Origin of the sequence: Pseudomonas sp. PLB05 (assembly GCF_021106615.1) — a bacterium.
In the GTDB taxonomy this organism is placed as follows: Bacteria; Pseudomonadota; Gammaproteobacteria; order Pseudomonadales; family Pseudomonadaceae; genus Chryseomonas; species Chryseomonas benzopyrenica.
This window is the reverse complement of the sequence record NZ_JAJOHO010000005.1, coordinates 223,390-245,018: the sequence shown is the minus strand read 5'-3', so window position 1 is coordinate 245,018 and position 21,629 is coordinate 223,390. Positions and strand designations below refer to the sequence as shown.

Annotated in this window: 19 protein-coding genes; 15 read left to right on the top strand and 4 right to left on the bottom strand. The window is 66.4% G+C overall.

The window, feature by feature from the left end; translation table 11 throughout:
* Positions 1-14: 14 nt before the first annotated feature.
* Entirely contained in the window at positions 15-704 is a 690-nt protein-coding gene (gene phoB, locus LRS53_RS21210) for a phosphate regulon transcriptional regulator PhoB (protein WP_007159925.1), read from the bottom strand.
* Positions 705-863: 159 nt separating this feature from the next.
* Here phoB and LRS53_RS21205 point away from each other — a divergent pair, with 159 nt between their 5' ends.
* The 7 genes from LRS53_RS21205 to LRS53_RS21175 all read left to right on the top strand — a co-directional run bounded on the left by LRS53_RS21205 (position 864) and on the right by LRS53_RS21175 (position 8,803).
* Complete coding sequence (locus LRS53_RS21205; protein ID WP_231357220.1) at positions 864-1,658, top strand: IclR family transcriptional regulator; 795 nt, start codon at positions 864-866, stop codon at positions 1,656-1,658.
* Positions 1,655-2,608 (top strand): 2-dehydro-3-deoxygalactonokinase, encoded by a 954-nt coding sequence (locus LRS53_RS21200; RefSeq protein WP_231357219.1) that lies wholly within the window; start codon positions 1,655-1,657, stop codon positions 2,606-2,608. The genes LRS53_RS21205 and LRS53_RS21200 overlap by 4 nt, the downstream gene beginning before the upstream one ends.
* On the top strand, positions 2,601-3,227 hold the full coding sequence (locus tag LRS53_RS21195) for a 2-dehydro-3-deoxy-6-phosphogalactonate aldolase (protein WP_231357218.1): 627 nt from the start codon (positions 2,601-2,603) through the stop codon (positions 3,225-3,227). Before LRS53_RS21200 ends, LRS53_RS21195 begins: the two co-directional genes overlap by 8 nt.
* A gap of 113 nt (positions 3,228-3,340) precedes the next feature.
* A complete protein-coding gene (dgoD, locus tag LRS53_RS21190; RefSeq protein WP_231357217.1) occupies positions 3,341-4,489 on the top strand; it encodes a galactonate dehydratase in 1,149 nt (382 codons plus the stop codon).
* 332 nt (positions 4,490-4,821) lie between these two features.
* Positions 4,822-6,147: an MFS transporter gene (locus LRS53_RS21185; protein WP_231357216.1), complete on the top strand. Its 1,326-nt coding sequence runs from the start codon at positions 4,822-4,824 to the stop codon at positions 6,145-6,147.
* Positions 6,148-6,240: 93 nt separating this feature from the next.
* Positions 6,241-7,293: an SMP-30/gluconolactonase/LRE family protein gene (locus LRS53_RS21180; protein WP_231357215.1), complete on the top strand. Its 1,053-nt coding sequence runs from the start codon at positions 6,241-6,243 to the stop codon at positions 7,291-7,293.
* 109 nt (positions 7,294-7,402) lie between these two features.
* On the top strand, positions 7,403-8,803 hold the full coding sequence (locus tag LRS53_RS21175; RefSeq protein ID WP_173149843.1) for a sugar porter family MFS transporter: 1,401 nt from the start codon (positions 7,403-7,405) through the stop codon (positions 8,801-8,803).
* Between the two features lie 45 nt (positions 8,804-8,848).
* Here LRS53_RS21175 and LRS53_RS21170 read toward each other — a convergent pair whose 3' ends face one another.
* A complete protein-coding gene (locus tag LRS53_RS21170; protein ID WP_231357214.1) occupies positions 8,849-9,295 on the bottom strand; it encodes a hypothetical protein in 447 nt (148 codons plus the stop codon).
* Between the two features lie 233 nt (positions 9,296-9,528).
* Here LRS53_RS21170 and LRS53_RS21165 point away from each other — a divergent pair, with 233 nt between their 5' ends.
* Positions 9,529-10,737, top strand: a complete 1,209-nt coding sequence (locus LRS53_RS21165; RefSeq protein ID WP_231357213.1) for an aldose 1-epimerase family protein — start codon at positions 9,529-9,531, stop codon at positions 10,735-10,737.
* An 18-nt stretch (positions 10,738-10,755) separates the two neighbouring features.
* On the opposite strand, the gene LRS53_RS21160 is transcribed toward LRS53_RS21165, so the two are convergent.
* Positions 10,756-11,157 (bottom strand): acyl-CoA thioesterase, encoded by a 402-nt coding sequence (locus LRS53_RS21160; protein ID WP_026083995.1) that lies wholly within the window; start codon positions 11,155-11,157, stop codon positions 10,756-10,758.
* A gap of 487 nt (positions 11,158-11,644) precedes the next feature.
* Here LRS53_RS21160 and LRS53_RS21155 point away from each other — a divergent pair, with 487 nt between their 5' ends.
* The 5 genes from LRS53_RS21155 to gltP all read left to right on the top strand — a co-directional run bounded on the left by LRS53_RS21155 (position 11,645) and on the right by gltP (position 17,529).
* Positions 11,645-12,952 (top strand): MFS transporter, encoded by a 1,308-nt coding sequence (locus LRS53_RS21155; protein WP_231357255.1) that lies wholly within the window; start codon positions 11,645-11,647, stop codon positions 12,950-12,952.
* Between the two features lie 311 nt (positions 12,953-13,263).
* Positions 13,264-14,463, top strand: coding sequence for a formaldehyde dehydrogenase, glutathione-independent (fdhA, locus tag LRS53_RS21150; RefSeq protein WP_007159913.1), 1,200 nt, complete (start codon positions 13,264-13,266; stop codon positions 14,461-14,463).
* A gap of 144 nt (positions 14,464-14,607) precedes the next feature.
* Positions 14,608-14,970: a hypothetical protein gene (locus LRS53_RS21145; RefSeq protein WP_231357212.1), complete on the top strand. Its 363-nt coding sequence runs from the start codon at positions 14,608-14,610 to the stop codon at positions 14,968-14,970.
* Positions 14,971-15,037: 67 nt separating this feature from the next.
* Positions 15,038-15,868, top strand: a complete 831-nt coding sequence (locus LRS53_RS21140) for an aldo/keto reductase (protein ID WP_231357211.1) — start codon at positions 15,038-15,040, stop codon at positions 15,866-15,868.
* 311 nt (positions 15,869-16,179) lie between these two features.
* A complete protein-coding gene (gltP, locus tag LRS53_RS21135) occupies positions 16,180-17,529 on the top strand; it encodes a glutamate/aspartate:proton symporter GltP (RefSeq protein ID WP_133860023.1) in 1,350 nt (449 codons plus the stop codon).
* A gap of 51 nt (positions 17,530-17,580) precedes the next feature.
* On the opposite strand, the gene LRS53_RS21130 is transcribed toward gltP, so the two are convergent.
* Positions 17,581-18,426: an NAD-dependent epimerase/dehydratase family protein gene (locus LRS53_RS21130; protein ID WP_231357210.1), complete on the bottom strand. Its 846-nt coding sequence runs from the start codon at positions 18,424-18,426 to the stop codon at positions 17,581-17,583.
* Between the two features lie 151 nt (positions 18,427-18,577).
* Between LRS53_RS21130 and LRS53_RS21125 the strand changes: the two genes are divergently transcribed.
* Complete coding sequence (locus LRS53_RS21125) at positions 18,578-19,510, top strand: hydrogen peroxide-inducible genes activator (RefSeq protein WP_007159908.1); 933 nt, start codon at positions 18,578-18,580, stop codon at positions 19,508-19,510.
* Positions 19,507-21,582, top strand: a complete 2,076-nt coding sequence (gene recG, locus LRS53_RS21120; RefSeq protein ID WP_231357209.1) for an ATP-dependent DNA helicase RecG — start codon at positions 19,507-19,509, stop codon at positions 21,580-21,582. Before LRS53_RS21125 ends, recG begins: the two co-directional genes overlap by 4 nt.
* Positions 21,583-21,629 lie beyond the last annotated feature (47 nt).

Sequence of the window (21,629 nt, the reverse complement as noted above, 5' to 3'; positions counted from 1 at the left end):
GCGGTGATCCCGCGTCAGAGTTTGGTGGAAAAGCGATACCCGGTGCCGCGCACCGTCTGTACCAGGTTCTCGTAGGTCTCGCCCAGGGCCTTGCGCAGACGACGGATATGCACGTCCACGGTGCGCTCCTCGACATAGACGTTGCCGCCCCAGACCTGGTCGAGCAACTGACCGCGGGTGTAGGCGCGCTCCTGGTGGGTCATGAAGAACTGCAGCAGGCGATACTCGGTAGGCCCCATCTCGGCGGGCGCGCCGTCGATGGTCACTCGGTGGCTGATCGGATCCAGGATCAGGCCGTTGACCTCCAGCGGACCATCGTTCTCCAGGTGGCCGGTACGGCGCAGCACGGCTTTCAGCCGAGCCACCAGCTCGCGGGGCGAGAAGGGCTTGGTGATGTAGTCGTCGGCACCGGTCTCCAGGCCCTGGACCTTGTTGTCCTCGTCGCCCTTGGCGGTGAGCATGATGATGGGAATGGCGTCGGTCAGCTCGTCGCGCTTGAGGCGCCGAGCCAGCTCCAGGCCGGAGGTGCCGGGCAGCATCCAGTCGAGCAGGATGAGATCGGGCTTGCGATCGACGATCAGGGCGTGGGCGTCCTTGCTGTTGTCCGCCTCCAGGCATTCATAGCCCGCCATTTCCAGGGCCACGGCGATCATTTCGCGAATGGGGGCCTCATCGTCGACGATCAGGATGGATTTACCCGTCATGGAGCGCTCTGCCTCTCGAGTCCTTGCAATGTGCCGTGCATTAGATAGCGCCAATATTGCAGCTATGTGACAAGGCTGTCATATCTAACTTTTATCCCACAATATGGGATGAAGTATCACATATTGAGATTTGCCACAGAGGCTTCTAGAGTGAAGGCCATGAACGACAACAATTCCAACAAGGGCGAAGCGCCCAGCGGGGCCCAGGCACTGTTTCGCGGCCTGGCGGTGCTCGAAGCCGTGGCCGCCGGGGCCGACAACCTGGCCCAGGTCGGCGCCGCCATTGGCTGCACCCGCAGCACCACCCATCGCCTGGTGGCCGCCCTGACCCAGGCCGGCTACCTGCGCAGCGATAGCGGGCGGTTGATCCTGGGCAGCCACCTCATCGCCCTCGGCTACCAGGCCCGCGAACAGCTGCCGCTGACCGGCGTGGCCCGGCCCCATCTGCAACGCCTGGCCCAGCACTGCGGCGACACCGTGCACCTCGGCGTGCGCGAAGGCGGCGATGTCCTCTATCTGGATAAGCTGCCGGGCAGCCGTGGCCTGGAGATGAGATCCCGCGTTGGGCTGCGCATGCCGCTGGCGCTGACCGGGGTCGGCAAGGCGCTGATGCTGGATCTCGCCGAAGTCGAGTGGGAAGCCCTCTATGGCGAAGGCGTGGCCCGGCGTAGCGGCCAGCCCGGCCTGCGCGAGGACTTCCTGCCCTGGGCCGACTATTGCGCGCGGCTGCGCCGCCATGCCGCCGAAGGCTACGCCCTGGATCTGGAAGAGAACGAACTGGGCATCCGCTGCGTGGCCGCGCCCATCCGTGGCGCCGACGGCGCCATCGTCGCGGCCCTGAGCGTCGCCAGTGCCATCCCCTATATGCCCGAGGCGCGGCTGCACGAGTTGCAGCCCGAGGTCACTGCCTGCGCCCGGGCCATTTCCCGCGAACTCGGCTGGAGCCCTGCATGACCGCCACCCCGCACCTCATCGGCCTCGACTGGGGCACCTCGTCCCTGCGGGCCCAGCTGTTCGACGCCCAGGGCGCCGTGCTGGAAACCCGCAGTCGCCCCTGGGGCATCATGCATGTGCCGGAGGGCGACTTCGCCGCGGCCTATCGCACCCTGGTGGGCGACTGGCGCGAGGCCCAGCCGGACCTGCCCGCCATCGCCTGCGGCATGGTCGGCAGCCGCGGTGGCTGGCGCGAGGTGCCCTATGCCGATTGCCCCGCCGACGTCCACAGCCTGGCTGCCGGTCTGCTGCGCCTGGACAGCGGCTGCGGCGAGCTCCATCTGGTCCCCGGCGTGATGCAGCGCGGCGCCTTGCCCAACGTGCTGCGTGGCGAGGAAACCCAGGTGTTCGGCGCCCTCGAACTGGAGCCGGACCTGGCCGAGGAGGCCCTGCTGGTGCTGCCCGGCACCCACAGCAAGTGGGTGCGGGTGCGTGACGGTCGCCTCACCGATTTCGCCACCTACATGACCGGCGAGCTGTTCGCCGTCCTGCGCGAACATTCCATCCTGGGGCGTCCGGCCACCGAGGCCGGTCCCGAGGCCAGTGCCGAGGCCTTCCGCCTGGGCCTGGTCACCGCCCGCGACGCCGGGGCCGAGGGCCTGTTCGGCCGCCTCTTCACCGCCCGCAGCCGGGTGCTGGCCGGCGAGCTGGGCGCGGCGCACAGCCTCGACTACCTGTCCGGCCTGCTGATCGGCGAAGAGCTGCGCAGCCAGGTCGCCGCCCTCAAGGGCGCCCCCTGCCCACCCCTGGTGCTGATCGGCGACGCGGCGCTCTGCCAGCGCTATCGCGACGCCCTGGCACTGTTCGACATCCACCAGGTCCGCCTGCTGGAGCAGGCCACCCGGGCCGGGCTCTGGCGCCTGGCCCAGGCCGCCGGCCTGCTCCCCACCTCTGGAGGCTCCCATGCTTGATACCTACCTCAAGGACCTGCCGCTGATCGCCATCCTGCGCGGCGTCACCCCGGACGAGATCGTCCCGGTCGGTCGTGCCCTGTACGACGCCGGCTTTCGCGTCATCGAGATCCCGCTCAACTCGCCGCAGCCCTTCGAGAGCATCCGCCGGCTGACCGCGGAGCTGGATGAAAGCTGCCTGATCGGCGCCGGCACCGTGCTCACCGAGGCCCAGGTGGCCGAGGTGGACGCCGCGGGCGGCCGGCTGATCGTCTCGCCCAACGCCAACCTGGCGGTGATCCGCGCCAGCAAGGCCGCTGGCCTGGTCAGCGCCCCGGGCGTGGCCACTCCGTCGGAAGGCTTCGCCGCCCTCGACGCCGGGGCCGACAGCCTCAAGCTGTTTCCCGCCGAGCAACTCGGCCCGGCGGTGGTCAAGGCCTGGCGCGCGGTCTTCCCCAAGGCTCTGGCGCTCCTGCCGGTGGGTGGCATCACCCCGGACAACATGGGCCCCTACGTGGCGGCCGGCGCCAACGGCTTCGGCCTCGGCTCGGCGCTATACAAGCCGGGCCTGAGCGCCGCCCAGGTCAGCGCCAATGCCCAGGCCTTCGCGGCGGGATGGCAAGTAGCCAAAGGTTCCTGATTATCGCGGCCATGGCGGTTCGCCGCTGCGACCGCTCCTACGGATACCCCAGTAGGAGCGGCCCATGGCCGCGATCCCCTCGATCCAACAATTAAAATCGAGATGTGCACACCATGAAAATCACCAAACTCACCACCTATGTCGTTCCGCCGCGCTGGTGCTTTCTCAAGATCGAGACCGACGAGGGCATCCACGGCTGGGGCGAACCCGTGCTGGAAGGGCGCGCCCACAGCGTGGCGGCGGCGGTCGAGGAGCTGGCCGACTATCTGATCGGCAAGGACCCGCGCAACATCGAAGACCATTGGACGGTGCTCTACCGTGGCGGCTTCTATCGCGGCGGCGGCATCCACATGAGCGCCCTGGCCGGCATCGACCAGGCCCTGTGGGACATCAAGGGCAAGGCCCTGGGCGTACCGGTGCACGAGCTGCTCGGCGGCCAGGTGCGCGACAGCATCCGCGTCTATTCCTGGATCGGCGGTGATCGCCCGGCGGAGACCGCGGCCCAGGCCCTGGAGCGCCAGGCCAAGGGCTTCACTGCGATCAAGATGAATGCCAGCGAAGAGATGCAATTCGTCGACACCTACGACAAGGTCGACCAGGTGATCGCCAACGTCGCCGCCATTCGCGACGCCTGTGGTCCGCACTTCGGCATCGGCGTGGACTTCCATGGCCGGGTGCACAAGCCCATGGCCAAGGTGCTGGTGAAGGAACTGGAGCAGTTCCGCTTGATGTTCATCGAGGAGCCGGTGCTCAGCGAGCACCATGAGGCGCTCAAGGAAATCGCCCTGATGAGCAACACGCCCATCGCCCTGGGCGAGCGGCTGTACTCGCGCTGGGACTTCAAGCGCATCCTCCAGGAAGGCTACGTCGACATCCTGCAGCCCGATCCGTCCCACGCTGGTGGCATCACCGAAACACGCAAGATCGCCAACATGGCCGAGGCCTATGACGTGGCCATCGCCCTGCATTGCCCGCTCGGCCCCGTCGCCCTGGCGGTCAACCTGCAGCTGGACGCCAACTGCTACAACGCCTTCGTCCAGGAGCAGAGCCTGGGCATCCACTACAACCAGGGCAACGACCTGCTGGACTACATCAAGAATCCCGAGGTGTTCGACTACGCGGATGGCCACGTGAAGATTCCCCAGGGGCCGGGGCTTGGCGTCGAGGTCAACGAGGAATTCGTCAAGGAACAGGCCGCCATTGGCCATCGCTGGCGCAACCCGATCTGGCGGCACAAGGACGGCAGTTTCGCGGAGTGGTAAGGGACGCCCTCACCCCAGCCCTCTCCCCAAGGGAGAGGGGGCAAGAGCGGGAGCTCCGGCCCCGACGCTCGCACTGACCGTCCCCTCTCCCTCTGGGAGAGGGCCAGAGTGAGGGAAAAGCAACGCCACTGTTAATGGCCAGACACACAGCTGCTCCCTCACCCCAACCCTCTCCCAAGGGGAGAGGGGGCAAGAGCGGAAGCACCTGCCTCGACTACCGCACCGACCATCCCCTCTCCCTCTGGGAGAGGGCCAGGGTGAGGGCCGCTCCAACGCCCTGACCCCCAGACATCGACAACGCTCGCCACAACGTCAATTACAGGACCCGAGCCATGCCAACCCCTACCCAGGCCTCCCCGGCGGCAGCTACGTCCGCGCCGACCCTGGCCAAGCCCAGCCGGGCGCGCTTCTTCATCATGACGCTGCTGTTCGTCACCGTGGTGATCAACTACCTCGACCGCAGCAACCTCTCCATCGCTGCCCCGCACCTGGCCCAGGATCTGGGCATCGAGCCGGTGCACATGGGCCTGATCCTCTCGGCCTTCGGCTGGACCTACGCCGCCATGCAGATCCCCGGCGGCTGGCTGGTGGACAAGGTCGCCCCGCGCATCCTCTATCCGGTGGCCATCGCGCTCTGGTCGCTGGCCACCATCGGCCTGGGTTTCGTCGGCAGTTTCATCGGCCTGATCATCCTGCGGCTCGCCGTGGGCGCCTTGGAGGCACCGGCCTATCCGATCAACAACCGGGTGGTCACCACCTGGTTTCCCGAGCGTGAGCGGGCCACCGCCATTGGCTTCTACACCTCCGGCCAGTTTGTCGGCCTGGCCTTTCTCACCCCGGTGCTGATCTACCTGCAGCAGACCTTTGGCTGGCACATGGTCTTTGTCGTCACTGGCGGCGTTGGCATCCTCTGGGCGGCCGTCTGGTACCTCGTCTATCGCGAGCCCAAGGATTTCCGCGGCGCCAACGCCGCCGAGGTCGCGCTGATCCAGGAAGGTGGCGGTCTGGTCGATCTGGAGCAGAAGAATCGCAGCCGCGCCGCCTTCCAGTGGCGTGACCTCTGGAGCGTGCTCAACAAGCGCAAGCTCTGGGGCATCTACATCGGGCAGTTCTGCCTCAACTCCACCCTCTGGTTCTTCCTTACCTGGTTCCCCACCTACCTGGTGAAATACCGCGGCATGGACTTCATCAAGGCCGGCTTCCTTGCCTCGCTGCCGTTCCTGGCCGCCTTCCTCGGCGTGATCTGCTCGGGCCTGCTGTCGGACTGGCTGGTCCGCCGCGGCGCCTCCGTGGGCCTGGCGCGCAAGCTGCCGATCATTGGCGGCCTCTTGATCTCCACCAGCATCGTCGGCGCCAACTTCGTCGACTCCCCGGCGCTGATCATCGCCTGCCTGGCGCTGGCCTTCTTTGGCAACGGCCTGGCCTCCATCACCTGGTCGATGGTCTCGGCCATGGCGCCGGAGCGGCTGATCGGCCTCACCGGCGGCATGTTCAACTTCATCGGCAACCTCTCGGCCATCTGCGTGCCCATCGTCATCGGCTTCCTGGTCAAGGACGGCAGCTTCGCCCCGGCCATCGCCTTCATCGGCGTGACCGCACTGATCGGTGCCCTCTGCTATGGCCTGGTGGTGGGCAAGGTGGAACGTCTGCCCGAATAACGGCGACTAAGGAAGCACCGCGTGCCTGTCCCGGTACGCGGTGCTCTGCCACCGGCCTTGCCGGACCCATAACGACAACAAAGGAGTCTCCCCATGCCGCTCGCCCGTCGCACCTTTCTCGGCGTGTCCCTGGCCGCTTCGGCCGGTCTGGTCGCCAGTCGCGCCCTCGCCGACGACAAGTTCGGTCTCACCCGTAACTGGGAGGGCAAGCCGCCCATCGTCATGCCCGATCCCGCCTGGGAGATCCATGACCAGGCCTTCAAGGGCCGGCTGGGCAACGCCTTCGTCGAGCGCCTCTGGTCCGGTGGTCTCTGGACCGAGGGCCCGGTGTGGATGGCCGACTGGCGCTGCCTGCTGTTCAGCGACATCCCCAATGCCCGGGTGATGCGCTGGAGCGCCGACGACGGTCACGTCAGCGTCTATGACGACCAGTCCCACAACGCCAACGGCCACACCCGTGACCGCGAGGGTCGGCTGATCAGCTGCGAGCACGACAGCCGCCGCGTCACCCGCCGCGAGTTGAACGGCAGCACCACGGTGCTGCTCGACCGCTTCGACGGCAAACCGCTGAATGCGCCCAATGACGTAGTGGTCGGAGCCGATGGTGCCATCTGGTTCACCGATCCGGGCTACGGCATCCTCGGCGCCTACGAAGGCCACAAGGCCGAATTCGAGCTGCCCACCAACGTCTATCGCATCGACCCCCAGGGCAAGGCCACGGTGGCGGTGGGCGACTTTGGCCGGCCCAACGGCCTGGCCTTCGCCCCCGATGGCAAGCGCCTTTACATCAGCGACACCGCTGGCGGCGGCAATCCCGGCAAGCCCAACCACCTGCGTGCCTTCACGCTGAAGGACGACGGTACTCTGGGCGGTGGCGAGGTGCTGATCGATGCCAAGGACCAGGGCGTGATCGACGGCTTCCGCGTCGACAGCGACGGCAACCTCTGGTGCAGCTGGGCCGGCTCGGCCGAGCAGAACAGCGTGCGGGTCTTCAATCCGAGCGGCCAGCCGCTGGCCACCCTGCACCTGCCGGAAACCGTCTCCAACGTCGAATTCGGCGGCCTCAAGGGCAATCGCCTGTTCATCACCGGCGGCGGTTCGCTCTATGCCACCTATGTGAACGCCCAGCCGGCGCGGCTCTGGTAAGGGCCTCTCATCGGCCGAACCAAGGGTCGTTAGACGGGTCTGTAACAAGCGGATACGGAACGACCCGCGACAACAAGATCGCCCACAAGGCGAGCGAGGAGCCTCAGTCATGAGCAACACCACTACCAACGCCGACGGTCACGTCACCGAAAAGGCCCAGCCCAAGGCGATCTTCGCCTGCCTGATGGCCGCCCTGGCCGGTCTGATGTTCGGCCTCGACATCGGCGTCATTTCCGGCGCCACCAAATTCATCCAGCAGGAATTCCAGATCTCCGATCAGGTGATCGAGTGGATCGTCTCCAGCATGATGGCCGGTGCTGCCCTGGGCGCTCTGGGCGCGGGTTCGCTGTCGGCCAAGCTGGGTCGCAAGAAATCGCTGATGCTGGGCGCCATCCTGTTCGTGATCGGCTCGATCCTCTGTGGCCTGGCCACTTCGCCGACCATGCTGATCTTTGCCCGCTTCCTGCTCGGCCTGGCCATCGGCATCGCGTCCTTCACCGCGCCGCTGTACCTGGCCGAGGTCGCTCCGGAAAACATCCGCGGCTCGATGATCTCGCTGTACCAGCTGATGATCACCGCCGGCATCCTGCTCGCCTTCCTCTCCAACACCGCCTTCAGCTACTACGAAGCCTGGCGCTGGATGCTCGGCATCATCGCCATTCCCGGGGTGCTGTTCCTGATCGGCGTCTTCGCCCTGCCCGACAGCCCGCGCTGGCTGATCATGGCGGGTCGCCGCGAGGAAGCGATCAAGGTCCTGCACCGGCTGCGCGGTGACGAAAAGGTCATCCAGCAGGAGGTCGCCGAGATCGAAGAGCAGCTCAAGGTCCCGCAAAAGGGCTGGTCGCTGTTCAAGGAGAATGCCAACTTCCGCCGCTCGGTGGGCCTGGGCGTGCTCCTGCAGGTGGTGCAGCAGTTCACCGGCATGAACGTGGTCATGTACTACGCGCCGCGCATCTTCGAAGGCATGGGCTACGACACCGCCGCCCAGATGTGGTTTACCGCCGCGGTGGGTCTGACCAACGTGCTGGCCACCTTCATCGCCATCTTCCTGGTCGACAAGTGGGGCCGCAAACCCATCCTCTATACCGGCTTCGTGGTCATGGCGGTGGGCCTGGGCGTGGTCGGCACCATGCTCGGCATGGGCAACCTGAGCCACGGCCAGCAGACCTTTACCGTGGTCATGCTGCTGATCTTCATCGTCGGCTTCGCCATGTCGGCCGGTCCGCTGATCTGGACCCTCTGCTCGGAAGTGCAGCCGCTCAAGGGCCGCGACTTCGGCATCGGCTGCTCCACCTTCACCAACTGGATCGCCAACATGATCGTCGGCGCCACCTTCCTGACCATGCTGGGCACCCTGGGTCAGGGCACCACCTTCTGGATCTATGCCGGTCTGAACGTGGTGTTCATCTTCCTGGTGTTCCTGCTGGTGCCGGAGACCAAGGGTGTCACCCTGGAGCGCATCGAGCGCAATCTGATGCAGGGCAAGCGCCTGCGCGACCTCGGTCAATAGGATCGAGCGCACAAGAAAACGCCCGGCGATGCCGGGCGTTTTTCATTAACGATCCCAGTGTTTGTGTCTGTGCTTGGCGTGCTTCCAGCCCTTGCCGGGATGGTCGCGGTAGCCGCGATAGCCACGCTCGTCGCGACCGCTGTCGCCCAGATTGTTGCCCAAGGCACTGCCGGCACCGCCACCCAGGGCTGCGCCCACCAGGCCACCGGTGCTGCCACCGACTCTATTGCCGATCACGTTGCCGCCCGCGGCGCCCAGGCCACCGCCGATGGCGGCCTCGGTGCGATTGCGCCGGTCCGCGCCCAGTACGCCACCTGCTGCACCACCCACGCCGGCACCGATGGCCGCACCGGTACTGCCGCCGACCTGCTGGCCGACCAGGGTACCGAGTACGCCACCCACGGCGCCGCCGAGTCCGGCTTCGGTATTGCCCGCATAGGCCGGGGCAACGCCCGCCAGGGCAAGCAACAAGAACAGGGCTGAAGGTTTCATGGAGTCCACTCCGTGGTAGAGACGAGCCGATCCTCGGCAAAAATCGCTGCCCTGGCAAGTACCGAACGGTCGTTTGAATGGTAAAGGTTGTCTTTACCCATTCCTTTGATTTCCTTGAACAAACCTATACGGGAATAAGGGGTCTTGTCCCTCTGGTCGCGTCTGGAGCGGGGGTCTGCAGGCCGGCGCGGGCTGGTCTAGACTCAAGTCGACCGCGCTGCCAAGGGGACTTCATGATCCACGCTCGTCTGTTGTCTGGCTGTCTCCTGCTCCTTGCCAGTGTCAGCGCCTCGGCCTGGGAATACACCCTCATCGCTCCCGACAAGCCGGTGCAGTACTGGAGCATCAGCAGCGATCGCCTGGGTCTGCGCGATGGCCTGGCCTTTACCGTCGGCATGCACCGCCTGAGTGGCGGGCGCCAGGAGGGCTCGGTGCTGATCGAGATCGATACCGGCGCTATGCAGCTCACCGTGGTGGCGACCCGTGGCATGAACGTCTTGCGCGCCCAGGCCGGCACCCTGCGACTGGGCTGGGATTCTCCGGTACGCGAGGTGGTCAATCCGGCCTTCGTCAATCTGGAAAGCCGTAACGGGCTAGGCTGGCTGGAAGGCTTCAACGAATTGGTGGCCCGCGCCGGCTTCGAGTGGGTCGGTCACCCGGGAATGGACCGGGGACAGCTGCTGACCCTGCATGGACGGGCCAGTTATCTGCCGGCCAGCCAGGTGGTGCTGACCATCGACGAACAGCCGCCGCACCGCATCAGCCTCAAGGGCGTGCTGCACGAAGAGGCCTTCAAGCAGGCCAACTTTCGCATCGACACCGAACTGGTCACCCACGCCGGGGCCACCGGCTTCACGCTGCACGACCGCCTGACCAACCAGGGGGCGCATACCGCCGAGTACCAGGTGCTCTATCACAGCAACTTCGGTCCGCCGCTGCTCGGCCAGGGCTCACGGTTCGCCGCTCCGGTGCGGGAGGTGTCACCCTTCGATGCGCGGGCGCGTCAGGAACTGGGCGAATGGCAGACCTATCGCGCACCCACGCCGGGCTATGGCGAGACGGTCTACAACCTCTACCCCTGGGGCGACGACCAGGGGCATAGCCTGGCGGTACTGCACGATCACAGTGCCCACCAAGGGGTGGCGCTGGCCTTCAATGTGCGGGAATTGCCGGTCTTCACCCTGTGGAAGCACACCGATGCCAAGGCCCCGGGCTATGTCACCGGCCTGGAGCCGGGCACCAGCTTTTCCTACAACCGCAGCCAGCAGCGGGCCCTGGGGCTGGTGCCGCGCATCGAGGCGGGCGGCACGCGCGACTTCACCCTCGACTATCGGTTGCTGGCCACCGCCGCCGAGGTCCGGCAGGCGCTGGAGCAGGTCGAAGGCATCCGCCACGGCCGACCGACCAAGGTGCGCGAGGCGCCGCTGGCCCAAGAGCCTTAGTGGCCTGGCGAGGCCGCGCTAGCGCCGCGCGGGCAACGGGCGGGTGCGACCGCTACCGTCGATGGCGACGAAGACGAACACCGCCTCGGTGACCTTGCTCCACTCGCTGGACAGCGGATCGTCGCTCCAGACCTCGATGAGGATCTGGATGGAGCTACGGCCCACTTCCAGCGTGTTGGTATAGAAGGAGAGCTGTGCGCCCACGGGCACCGGCGTCATGAAGGCCATGCGGTCGATGGCCACCGTGGCCACCCGACCAGCGGCCAGACGACTGGCCATGGCACTGCCGGCCAGGTCCATCTGGGCCACCAGCCAGCCGCCGTAGATGTCGCCGAAGCCGTTGGTCTCGCGGGGCAGAGCGGTGATCTGCATGGCCAGGTCGCCCTGGGGGATGGGATCTTCTTGTTCGAGCTCTTCGATCATGACAGGGCCCTCGGGAGCCCGGATAGGTAGGTAACGTTCAGCATCTGCACGCAAGAATGCTGCCAATCTCTCTGGGGAGATCGTTAGGGGGCTACAGTATAACGCCTGGGGCAGGGCGGCTCGACCGCTTTTGCACCAGGATGGAACAGGCATAGCTCGGCAGATGAGCCCTGAATGGGCACTGAATGAATAGCGGAAATTCCTTGCGGATTTGCTATCGTGGAGACCGTGCACGGCCAGGCAATCCAGAGGGTCGTGCACGTCCGATGATCAGGTAATGATCGGTAGACCTGCTGCTGCCGTGCTCCACAAGAGCGCAGGCGGCGCGGTGCAGGTCCGGCGCCCATCCGGCGACCCGCCCGATCCCTGCCAGCCGCCCCAGGCGGACGGTCACTCGGGGCCGCGTCTTGTCCGCTACACCCGGAGGGATGCCAGAGGCCGAATTTCCTTTGCGCTCCTCTCTTGTCCGGGATCCTCGATGAAACTGCAATCCGCCTCCGCGCCGCTCACGTCGCGCCCTCTGGGCCGCAACGACTACAAGACCCTCTCGCTGTCCGCTCTCGGCGGCGCGCTGGAGTTCTACGACTTCGTCATCTTCGTCTTCTTCGCCGCGGTGGTGGGGAAGCTGTTCTTTCCCGCCGACATGCCCGAATGGCTGCGGCAGATGCAGACCTTCGGCATCTTCGCCGCCGGCTACCTGGCCCGCCCGCTGGGCGGCATCATCATGGCCCACTTCGGCGACCTGCTCGGACGCAAGAAGATGTTCACCCTGAGCATCTTCATGATGGCGCTGCCGACCCTTGGCATGGGCCTGATGCCCACCTACGCCCAGATCGGCGTGGCCGCTCCCATCCTGCTGCTGGTGCTGCGCATAATCCAGGGCGCGGCCATCGGCGGCGAGGTGCCCGGTGCCTGGGTGTTCGTCTCCGAACACGTGCCCGGCAAGCACGTCGGCTATGCCTGCGGCACCCTGACCGCCGGTCTCACCTTCGGCATCCTGCTCGGCTCGCTGATGGCGACCCTGATCAACACCGTCTTCACCCCCGTGGAGGTGGCCGACTACGCCTGGCGCTTCCCCTTCCTGATCGGCGGGGTCTTCGGCCTGTTCTCGGTCTATCTGCGCCGCTGGCTGCACGAGACGCCGGTGTTCGCCGAGCTGGCGATCCACAAGTCGCTGGCCGAGGAAGTGCCGCTCAAGGCGGTGCTGCGTGACCACCGCAGCAGCGTGGTGCTGTCCATGCTGCTGACCTGGATGCTCACCGCCGGCATCGTGGTGGTCATCCTCATGACCCCGACCCTGCTGCAGACCCAGTACGGCTTCTCCGCCGCCCTGGCGCTCAAGGCCAACAGCCTGGCCATCGTCTTCCTGACCCTGGGCTGCATCGTCTCCGGTGCCCTGTCCGATCGCTTCGGCAGCGGTCCGGTGTTCATCGTCGGCGGCCTGATCCTGGCGGTGGCCAGCTGGGCGCTCTATGCCGGTCTGAAGATCCACCCGGAGTGGCTATTCCCGCTCTATGCCCTGGCCGGTGCAGCGGTCGGCGTCATCGGCGGCGTGCCGCGAGTGATGGTGCTGGCCTTCCCGCCCAAGGTGCGCTTCTCGGGCCTGTCCTTCTCCTACAACGTGGCCTACGCCATCTTTGGCGGCCTGACCCCCATGGTCGTCACCCTGATGCTCAAGCAGCATCCGCTGGGCCCGGCCTGGTACGTCATGGGGCTGGCCCTGCTGGGCGTGGGCATCGGCTGCTACCTGCTCAGCCGCGAGCGCCGCGCCGCCGCCTTGGCGCCCGCCTGACCCCGGCCGTTCACGCCACCTGCACCGGCGGCGTGAACGGGTTCGCCAGGACGACCCGCCAGGGCGACCTCGGCATGGCCAAAAACGCCATCCCCACAGACGCCACGCTTCGCGAGGACTAGGCTCGAACCGCTACGGCTTGTTTGAAAAGTCGCCGAGCGAAGGTGAGGCAAGGAAAAAATCGGCGAGGAAGCGGAGTTTACGACCGGTAAATGAGCATTCCGAGCTGATTTTTGACGCCGCATCGCCGAGGCGCAGGCACTTTTCCGACAACGCCCAGAGCCAGTCCAACAAAAATAGCGAGGTGCAACATGTCCGGTAATCGTGGCGTCGTCTATCTGGGCGCGGGCAAGGTCGAGGTGCAGACCATCCCCTATCCGAAGATGGAAACCCCGCAGGGCAAGCGTATCGACCACGGCGTGATCCTGCGCGTGGTGTCCACCAACATCTGTGGTTCCGACCAGCACATGGTGCGTGGCCGGACCACTGCCCCCGAAGGCCTGGTGCTCGGCCACGAGATCACCGGTGAGGTCATCGAAGCGGGCCGCGACGTCGAGACCCTCAAGGTCGGCGACCTGGTCTCGGTGCCCTTCAACGTCGCCTGCGGTCGCTGCCGCACCTGCAAGGAGCAGGACACCGGGGTCTGCCTGACCGTCAACCCCTCGCGTGCCGGCGGTGCCTACGGCTACGTCGACATGGGCGGCTGGGTCGGTGGCCAGGCCGAATACGTGCTGGTCCCCTATGCCGACTTCAACCTGCTCAAGCTGCCGAATCGCGACGCGGCCATGGAAAAGATCCGTGACCTGACCTGCCTGTCCGACATCCTGCCCACCGGCTACCACGGCGCCGTCACCGCCGGCGTCGGTCCGGGCACCAGCGTCTATGTAGCGGGTGCCGGTCCGGTCGGCCTCGCCGCTGCCGCCTCGGCTCGCCTGCTGGGCGCCGCCGTGGTCATCGTCGGCGACGTCAACCCAGTGCGCCTGGCCCACGCCAAGGCCCAGGGCTTCGAGATCGCCGACCTGTCCCTGGACACCCCGCTGCACGAGCAGATCGCCGCGCTGCTGGGCACTCCGGAAGTGGATTGCGCCGTCGATGCCGTTGGCTTCGAGGCCCGTGGCCATGGTCACGAAGGCGCCAAGAGCGAGGCCCCGGCCACCGTGCTGAACTCGCTGATGGGCATCGTGCGGGTGGCCGGCAAGATCGGCATCCCCGGTCTGTACGTCACCGACGATCCGGGCGCCGTCGACGCCGCGGCCAAGCAGGGTGCCCTGAGCATCCGCTTCGGTCTGGGCTGGGCCAAGTCCCACAGCTTCCACACCGGCCAGACCCCGGTGATGAAGTACAACCGTCAGCTGATGCAGGCCATCATGTGGGATCGCATCAAGATCGCCGACATCGTCGGCGTGCAGGTGATCACCCTGGACGAGGCACCCCGCGGCTACAGCGAATTCGATTCGGGCGTACCGAAGAAATTCGTCATCGATCCGCACAAGCTGTTCAGCGCGGCCTGATCATTGCGCTAAGGGTTTTGTCCGGGAATGCTGGCCATTTGGCATTTCTCGGGCAAAGCCTGCAGTCGTTTGCCACACCAAGGGGTCTACCCTCGCAGCGTCCGATTCGGGCGCTGTTTTTTTGGTGCCACAGACGAGGCCTGCATGACCCCGAATGTCCTTTCGACCCTTCGCCGTATCCTCCCCTCACTGCTGGTGGCGTCCGTGCTGCTGCTGGGCAGCAACCTGGCGCGCGCCGAGGGTGGCGTGTCCTTTCGCTTCGCCGAAGAAGGGCAGGGCTGGATGCTGCGCGGTTCGGTCGATGTCCTCAAGTGGCCCTTCGTCTACGACCGTAGTCGCGAGCGCGCGCGCAACACCCTGGTACGGCTGGACGGCGATACCCAGGTGCGGGTGATCGAGACCCGTTCCTTCCAGCGTTGGAAGCGCATCGAGCTGCAGCGGGATGGCCGTACCGTGCTGGGCTGGGTGGAAAGCTACAGCGTGCCTGAGGCCATGCGCCTCGACTGATCGGGAGCAAAAGGCCACCGCCGCCAGTCACACCTCTGGTACCCCATCCATTCCAGAGGAGCGACGCATGTCCGCGATCACCCGTCTTCAGCTCAACGACGGTCACCACATTCCGCAATTCGGTCTGGGGGTCTGGCAGACCCCGGCCGAAGAGACCGCCCAGGTGGTCAAGACGGCCCTCGACCTGGGTTATCGACACATCGATACCGCCGCCATCTATGGCAACGAAGAGGGCGTCGGCCAGGCCATCGCCCAGGCCGGTCTGCCGCGTGACGAGCTGTTCATCACCACCAAGCTGTGGAATGCCGACCAGGGCTACGACAGCGCCCTGCGCGCCTTCGACACCAGTCTGGCCAAGCTGGGCCTGGAGCATGTCGACCTCTATCTGATCCACTGGCCGCTGCCGGAAAAGGGCCTGTTCCTCGACAGTTGGAAGGCGCTGATCGAATTGCGCAACCAGGGTCGGGTGAAGTCCATCGGTGTCTCCAACTTCCGCCAGGCCGACATCGAGACCCTGCTGACCGAGACCGGCGTGGTGCCGGTGGTCAACCAGATCGAGTGCCATCCGCTGCTGCAGCAGCAGGAGCTGCGTGACTTCAACACCTACAAGGGCATCGCCACCGAGGCCTGGAGTCCGCTGGCTCAGGGCGGCGAGTTGCTGGGCAGCCCGATCCTGCAACAGCTAGCGGCCAAGCACGGCAAGACGCCGGCCCAGGTGGTGCTGCGCTGGCACATCCAGCTGGGCAACATCATCTTTCCCAAATCCAAGACGCCCAAGCGCATCGAAGAGAACATGCAGATCTTCGACTTTACCCTGGACGACGAGGACTTGCGGCAGATCGTCGGGCTGAATCAGGACAAGCGTCTGGGTCCGGATCCTTCCACCTTCAACGGCTGATCTCCAGGAGGCGCCGCGATGAGCGGCGCCTCTGTATGCCTGGCGTGCAAGGCGCCAGTGCCTGTATGCTGCGCGGCCCTTTCGGGACACCTCATGCCGGAACGGCATAGGGCAGGCGACAGCGGCATTAGACATACCCCGTTACCCTCTGGCAAAAGTGTGACGCCTTGGTGCTCCTCGTCCTTTTCGAGCACCGTTTCCGCAGCCTGAACGCACCCTCCACGTTGGCGTTGCATGCGCTTTGCGCATCACGACCCGGCACGGTGACGTTCGTCCCGAACTCCATCCAAATAGAACAAAGGTGTCGGTACATGACCAAGCCCAAGCTCAGCCTCGCGTGGCAGATCCTCATCGGCCTCGTGCTGGGGATCGCCGTCGGCGCACTGCTCAACCACTTCAGCGCCGAGAAGGCCTGGTGGATCTCGAACGTTCTCAAGCCGGCCGGCGACATCTTCATCCGGCTGATCAAGATGATCGTGGTGCCCATCGTCATCGCTACCCTGGTGGTTGGCATCGCCGGCGTCGGCGACTCCAAGAAGCTCGGTCGTATCGGCCTCAAGACCATCCTCTACTTCGAGATCGTCACCACCCTGGCCATCGTCGTCGGCCTGTTCTTCGCCGACAGCGTGCAGCCTGGCGCCGGCATCGACATGAGCACCCTGGGCACCACCGACATCTCCCAGTACCAGAAGACCACCGCGGAAGTGCAGCATGACCACGCCTTCATCGCGACCATCCTCAACCTGATCCCGTCCAACGTCTTCGCCGCCGTCGCCCGCGGCGAGATGCTGCCGATCATCTTCTTCGCGGTGATGTTCGGTCTGGGCCTGGGCGCTCTGCCGGAAGCCACCCGCGAGCCGGTGGTACGCGTCTTTCAGGGCATTTCCGAAGCCATGTTCAAGGTCACCCACATGATCATGAACTACGCCCCCATCGGCGTCTTCGCCCTGATCGCGGTGACCGTGGCCAACTTCGGCTTCGCTTCCCTGCTGCCGCTGGCCAAGCTGGTGGTGCTGGTCTACGTGGCCATCGGCTTCTTCGCCCTCGGCGTGCTGGGCTTGGTGGCCAAGCTGTTCGGCTTCTCGATCTTCCGCATCATCCGCATCCTCAAGGACGAGCTGATCCTGGCCTATTCCACTGCCAGCTCGGAAACCGTGCTGCCGCGCATCATCGAGAAGATGGAGGCCTATGGCGCACCCAAGGCCATTACCAGCTTCGTGGTGCCCACCGGCTACTCCTTCAACCTCGACGGTTCCACCCTCTACCAGAGCATCGCGGCGCTGTTCATCGCCCAGCTCTATGGCATCGACCTGTCGCTGAGCCAGCAGTTGCTGCTGGTGCTGACCCTGATGGTCACCTCCAAGGGCATCGCCGGCGTGCCGGGTGTCTCCTTCGTGGTACTGCTGGCCACCCTGGGCAGCGTCGGCATTCCGCTGGAAGGCCTGGCCTTCATCGCCGGCGTGGACCGCATCATGGACATGGCGCGCACCGCCCTGAACGTGATCGGCAATGCCCTGGCCGCCCTGGTCATCGCCAAGTGGGAAGGCCTCTACGACGCCGAGAAGGGCGCCGCCTACTGGGCCGCCCTGCCGCACCTGAAGAGCACCGCCAAGGTCGAGGAGCGTCCTCAGGCCACCCGCGGCGAAGCCCTGCGTGACTGAGTGGCTAGCTAGCTGAGAACGGAGCCCGACCCTGTGTCGGGCTCTGTCGTTTCAGCGGTCGAGAATGGCCGCGTAGCCTTCGCGATAGCTGGGGTAGCGGGGCGTCCAGCCCAGCGCCCGGGCGCGGGCGTTGCTGCACCTCTTGCTGCCGGCGCGGCGCAGCTGGGCTTCGTCGGACCAGAAGGTGATGCCCAGGCGCGCCCGCAGCCAGTCCACTACCTCGTCCAGCGGCGCCGGATCGTCGTCCACGCCCAGATAGAGCGCTTCCAGGGCGACCCCTTCGCGATCCCGCTGCAACAGCAGCGCCAGCAGGCCGGCAGCGTCCTCGACATGGATGCGATTGCCATACAGCGGCGGCTCGCGGGTCACCCGGGAGCCTTCGCGCACCTGCCGCAGCAGCGCCTCGCGGCCCGGGCCGTAGATGCCGGTCAGGCGGACCACGGTGGCGGGCAGGCCGCTGCCCAGCGCCAGGTCCTCCGCCTCGCGCAGGAGGCGTCCGGAAAAGCGCTCGGGTTCGGCAGGGGCGGTCTCGTCGACCCAGGCGCCGTCGCCCTGGGCATAGACGCCACTGCTGGAAACGAACAGCAACCGCTGCGGACGCTGGTCGCAGGCGGCCAGCCAGTCCAGCAGGTGGCGTAGGCCGTCGACATAGGCGGCGCGATAGCCGGCTTCGTCATGGTGGGTCGCGGCGGTGGCATAGACCACCTGGTCGATGGGCTCTCGCGGCCAGGCCGCCGGTGGCATGGCGTCGGCCAGATCGCCCGCCACCGGCAGCAACGCGGCGGGGAGGGCGGCGACGTTGCGCCTGAGGCCGAAGACCCGGTGGCCCTGGGCGACCAGTTGCAGGCCGAGACGGCTGCCGACAGCGCCGCAACCGGCGATCAGAATGGTGCTCATCGGTGTTTCCCTCTGCAAAGGCCTGGACAGACGGCCAGGGTAGCCTGAGCGTACCCGCGGTCCAACCAGAAGGCGCAGGCAGCTGCCCGTCGCGCTTGGCCGTTGATAGAGACAGCCGCTAAGATTGCCTGGCCACCCATGGAATTTGACTATGACCCTGACTGAACTGCGCTATATCGTCACGCTCGCCCAGGAACAGCACTTTGGCCGAGCTGCCGAGCGTTGCCACGTCAGCCAGCCGACCCTGTCGGTCGGCGTCAAGAAGCTCGAGGACGAGCTGGGCATTCTGATCTTCGAGCGCAGCAAGAGTGCCGTGCGCCTCACCCCTACCGGCGAGGGCATCGTCGCCCAGGCGCAGAAGGTGCTGGAGCAGGCCCAGGGCATCCGCGAACTGGCCCAGGCCGGCAAGAACCAGCTCACCGCGCCGCTGAAGATCGGTGCCATCTATACCATCGGGCCCTATCTCTTTCCGCACCTCATCCCGCAGCTCAACCGGGTGGCGCCGGAGATGCCGCTGTACATCGAGGAAAACTTCACTCACCTGCTGCGCGACAAGCTGCGCACCGGTGAGCTGGACGCCGTCATCCTCGCCCTGCCGTTCAACGAGCCGGACGTCCTGACCCTGCCGCTGTACGACGAGCCCTTCTACGTGATGATGCCGGCGCGGCACCCCTGGACCAAGCTCAAGGCCATTCCGCAGAACCAGCTCAGCGACAAGAGTCTGCTGCTGCTGGGCGAGGGTCACTGCTTCCGCGACCAGGTCCTGGAAGCCTGTCCGACCGTGCGCAAGCACGAGGAAAACAAGAATTCCACGGTGGAATCCTCCTCGCTGGAAACCATTCGCCACATGGTGGCCTCGGGTCTGGGCGTCTCGGTGCTACCGTTCTCGGCGGTGGAGAGTCACCACTATGCCCCCGGGATCATCGAGGTACGGCCTTTCGAGCGGCCGGTGCCCTATCGCACCGTGGCCATCGCCTGGCGCGCCAGCTTTCCGCGGCCAAAGGCCATCGAGGTGCTGGCCGACTCGGTCCGCCTCTGCTCGGTGGCGCGGCCTGAAGCCAAGGGCGTCGTGCAGCCGGCATGAGTGAACTGGCCGCGACGCCGGTCACCGCCCTCAAGGGGGTCGGCGCTGCCCTGCAGGAAAAGCTCGCGCGGGTCGGTCTGGAAACCTTGCAGGACGTGCTCTTCCACCTGCCGCTGCGCTACCAGGATCGCACCCGCATCGTGCCCATTGGCGCCCTGCGGCCCGGGCAGGACGCGGTGGTGGAGGGCATGGTCGCCTCCGCCGAGGTGCTCATGGGCCGCCGCCGCAGCCTGCTGGTGCGCTTGCAGGACGGCAGCGGCACCCTGTCGCTGAGATTCTTCCACTTCAGCCAGGCGCAAAAGGACGGGATGGCTCGCGGCACCCTGCTGCGCTGCTATGGCGAGGTGCGTCCCGGTGCTTCCGGCCTGGAGATCTATCACCCCGAATACCGCGCCCAGGACGAGAACGCTCCGGCGCCGGTCGAGCAGACGCTGACGCCCATCTACCCGACCACCGAAGGCCTCACCCAGCTGCGCCTGCGCCAGCTCAGCGCCCAGACGCTGGAGCGGCTCGGTCCCGAATCCCTGCCCGACTGGCTGCCGCCGGAGATGGCCGAGCACTATCGCCTGGGGCCGCTGGCCGATGCCTTGCGCTATCTGCACCGACCGCCGCCGGATGCGGACCTGGAAGAGCTGGCCGAGGGCCGCCACTGGGCCCAGGAACGGCTGGTCTTCGAGGAATTGCTGACCCACCAGCTGTCCCTGCAGCGCCTGCGCGAGACCCTGCGCGCCCAGCGCGCGGTGCCCCTGCCGGCGGCCCGGCGCCTGCCACAGCTTTATCTGGACAACCTCGGCTTCAAACCCACCGGTGCCCAGCAGCGCGTCGGGCGCGAGATCGCCCATGACCTGGCCCAGCCCGAGCCCATGCTGCGCCTGGTGCAGGGCGACGTGGGTGCGGGCAAGACGGTGGTCGCCGCCCTGGCCGCCCTGCAGGCCATCGAGGCCGGCTACCAGGTGGCGCTGATGGCGCCCACCGAGATCCTCGCCGAGCAGCACTTCCTCAACTTCCAGCGCTGGTTCGCCGCTCTGGACATCGAGGTGGCCTGGCTGGCCGGCAAGCTCAAGGGCAAGGCCCGTGCCAGCTCCCTGGAGCGCATCGCCGCCGGGGCGCCCATGGTGGTGGGCACCCATGCGCTGTTCCAGGACGAGGTGCGCTTCGCCCGCCTGGCCCTGGTGGTGATCGACGAACAGCACCGCTTCGGCGTGCAGCAGCGCCTGGCCCTGCGCCAGAAGGGCGTCGACGGCCGTCTCGCGCCGCACCAGCTGATCATGACCGCCACCCCCATCCCGCGCACCCTGGCCATGAGCGCCTATGCCGACCTGGACACCTCGGTGCTCGACGAGCTGCCGCCGGGGCGGACGCCGGTCAATACCGTGAGCGTCACCGACAGTCGCCGCGAGGAAGTGGTGGAGCGGGTGCGCGCCGCCTGCCACGAAGGCCGTCAGGCCTACTGGGTCTGCACCCTGATCGAGGAATCCGAGGAGCTCACCTGCCAGGCGGCCGAGACCACCTACGAGGAGTTGCAGCTGGCCCTGGCTGAATTGCACATCGGCTTGATCCACGGGCGCATGAAGCCAGCGGAAAAGGCCGCGGTGATGGCTGAATTCAAGGCCGGCAACCTGCAGCTGCTGGTGGCCACCACGGTGATCGAGGTGGGGGTGGACGTGCCCAACGCCAGTCTGATGATCATCGAGAATCCCGAACGCCTGGGTCTGGCCCAGTTGCACCAGCTGCGTGGCCGTGTCGGGCGGGGCAGTGCGGTCAGCCATTGCGTGCTGCTGTTCCATCCGCCGCTGTCGCAGATCGGCCGCGAACGCCTGGCCATCATGCGCGAGACCAACGACGGCTTCATCATCGCCGAGAAGGACCTGGAGTTGCGGGGGCCCGGCGAGATGCTTGGCACCCGCCAGACCGGCCTGTTGCAATTCAAGGTGGCCGATCTGATGCGCGATGCCCACTGGCTGCCGGCGGTGCGCGACGCCGCCCAGGAGCTGCTGGCACGCTGGCCAAGCCATGCCGCTCCGCTGCTGGAGCGCTGGTTGCGCCATGGGCAGCAATACGGCCAGGTTTGACAAAGCTTATACAGACGACGCTACCTACGGAGCCGAATGGTTATACT

Bases quoted from the DNA above. Each gene is read 5' to 3' on its own strand.
- phoB (WP_007159925.1), bottom strand. From the start codon at position 704: ATGACGGGTAAATCCATCCTGATCGTCGACGATGAGGCCCCCATTCGC.
- LRS53_RS21195 (WP_231357218.1), top strand. From the start codon at position 2,601: ATGCTTGATACCTACCTCAAGGACCTGCCGCTGATCGCCATCCTGCGC.
- LRS53_RS21165 (WP_231357213.1), top strand. From the start codon at position 9,529: ATGATCCACGCTCGTCTGTTGTCTGGCTGTCTCCTGCTCCTTGCCAGT.
- LRS53_RS21175 (WP_173149843.1), top strand. From the start codon at position 7,403: ATGAGCAACACCACTACCAACGCCGACGGTCACGTCACCGAAAAGGCC.
- LRS53_RS21145 (WP_231357212.1), top strand. From the start codon at position 14,608: ATGACCCCGAATGTCCTTTCGACCCTTCGCCGTATCCTCCCCTCACTG.
- gltP (WP_133860023.1), top strand. From the start codon at position 16,180: ATGACCAAGCCCAAGCTCAGCCTCGCGTGGCAGATCCTCATCGGCCTC.
- LRS53_RS21185 (WP_231357216.1), top strand. From the start codon at position 4,822: ATGCCAACCCCTACCCAGGCCTCCCCGGCGGCAGCTACGTCCGCGCCG.
- LRS53_RS21180 (WP_231357215.1), top strand. From the start codon at position 6,241: ATGCCGCTCGCCCGTCGCACCTTTCTCGGCGTGTCCCTGGCCGCTTCG.
- LRS53_RS21205 (WP_231357220.1), top strand. From the start codon at position 864: ATGAACGACAACAATTCCAACAAGGGCGAAGCGCCCAGCGGGGCCCAG.
- dgoD (WP_231357217.1), top strand. From the start codon at position 3,341: ATGAAAATCACCAAACTCACCACCTATGTCGTTCCGCCGCGCTGGTGC.
- LRS53_RS21140 (WP_231357211.1), top strand. From the start codon at position 15,038: ATGTCCGCGATCACCCGTCTTCAGCTCAACGACGGTCACCACATTCCG.
- recG (WP_231357209.1), top strand. From the start codon at position 19,507: ATGAGTGAACTGGCCGCGACGCCGGTCACCGCCCTCAAGGGGGTCGGC.
- LRS53_RS21125 (WP_007159908.1), top strand. From the start codon at position 18,578: ATGACCCTGACTGAACTGCGCTATATCGTCACGCTCGCCCAGGAACAG.
- fdhA (WP_007159913.1), top strand. From the start codon at position 13,264: ATGTCCGGTAATCGTGGCGTCGTCTATCTGGGCGCGGGCAAGGTCGAG.
- LRS53_RS21200 (WP_231357219.1), top strand. From the start codon at position 1,655: ATGACCGCCACCCCGCACCTCATCGGCCTCGACTGGGGCACCTCGTCC.
- LRS53_RS21170 (WP_231357214.1), bottom strand. From the start codon at position 9,295: ATGAAACCTTCAGCCCTGTTCTTGTTGCTTGCCCTGGCGGGCGTTGCC.
- LRS53_RS21130 (WP_231357210.1), bottom strand. From the start codon at position 18,426: ATGAGCACCATTCTGATCGCCGGTTGCGGCGCTGTCGGCAGCCGTCTC.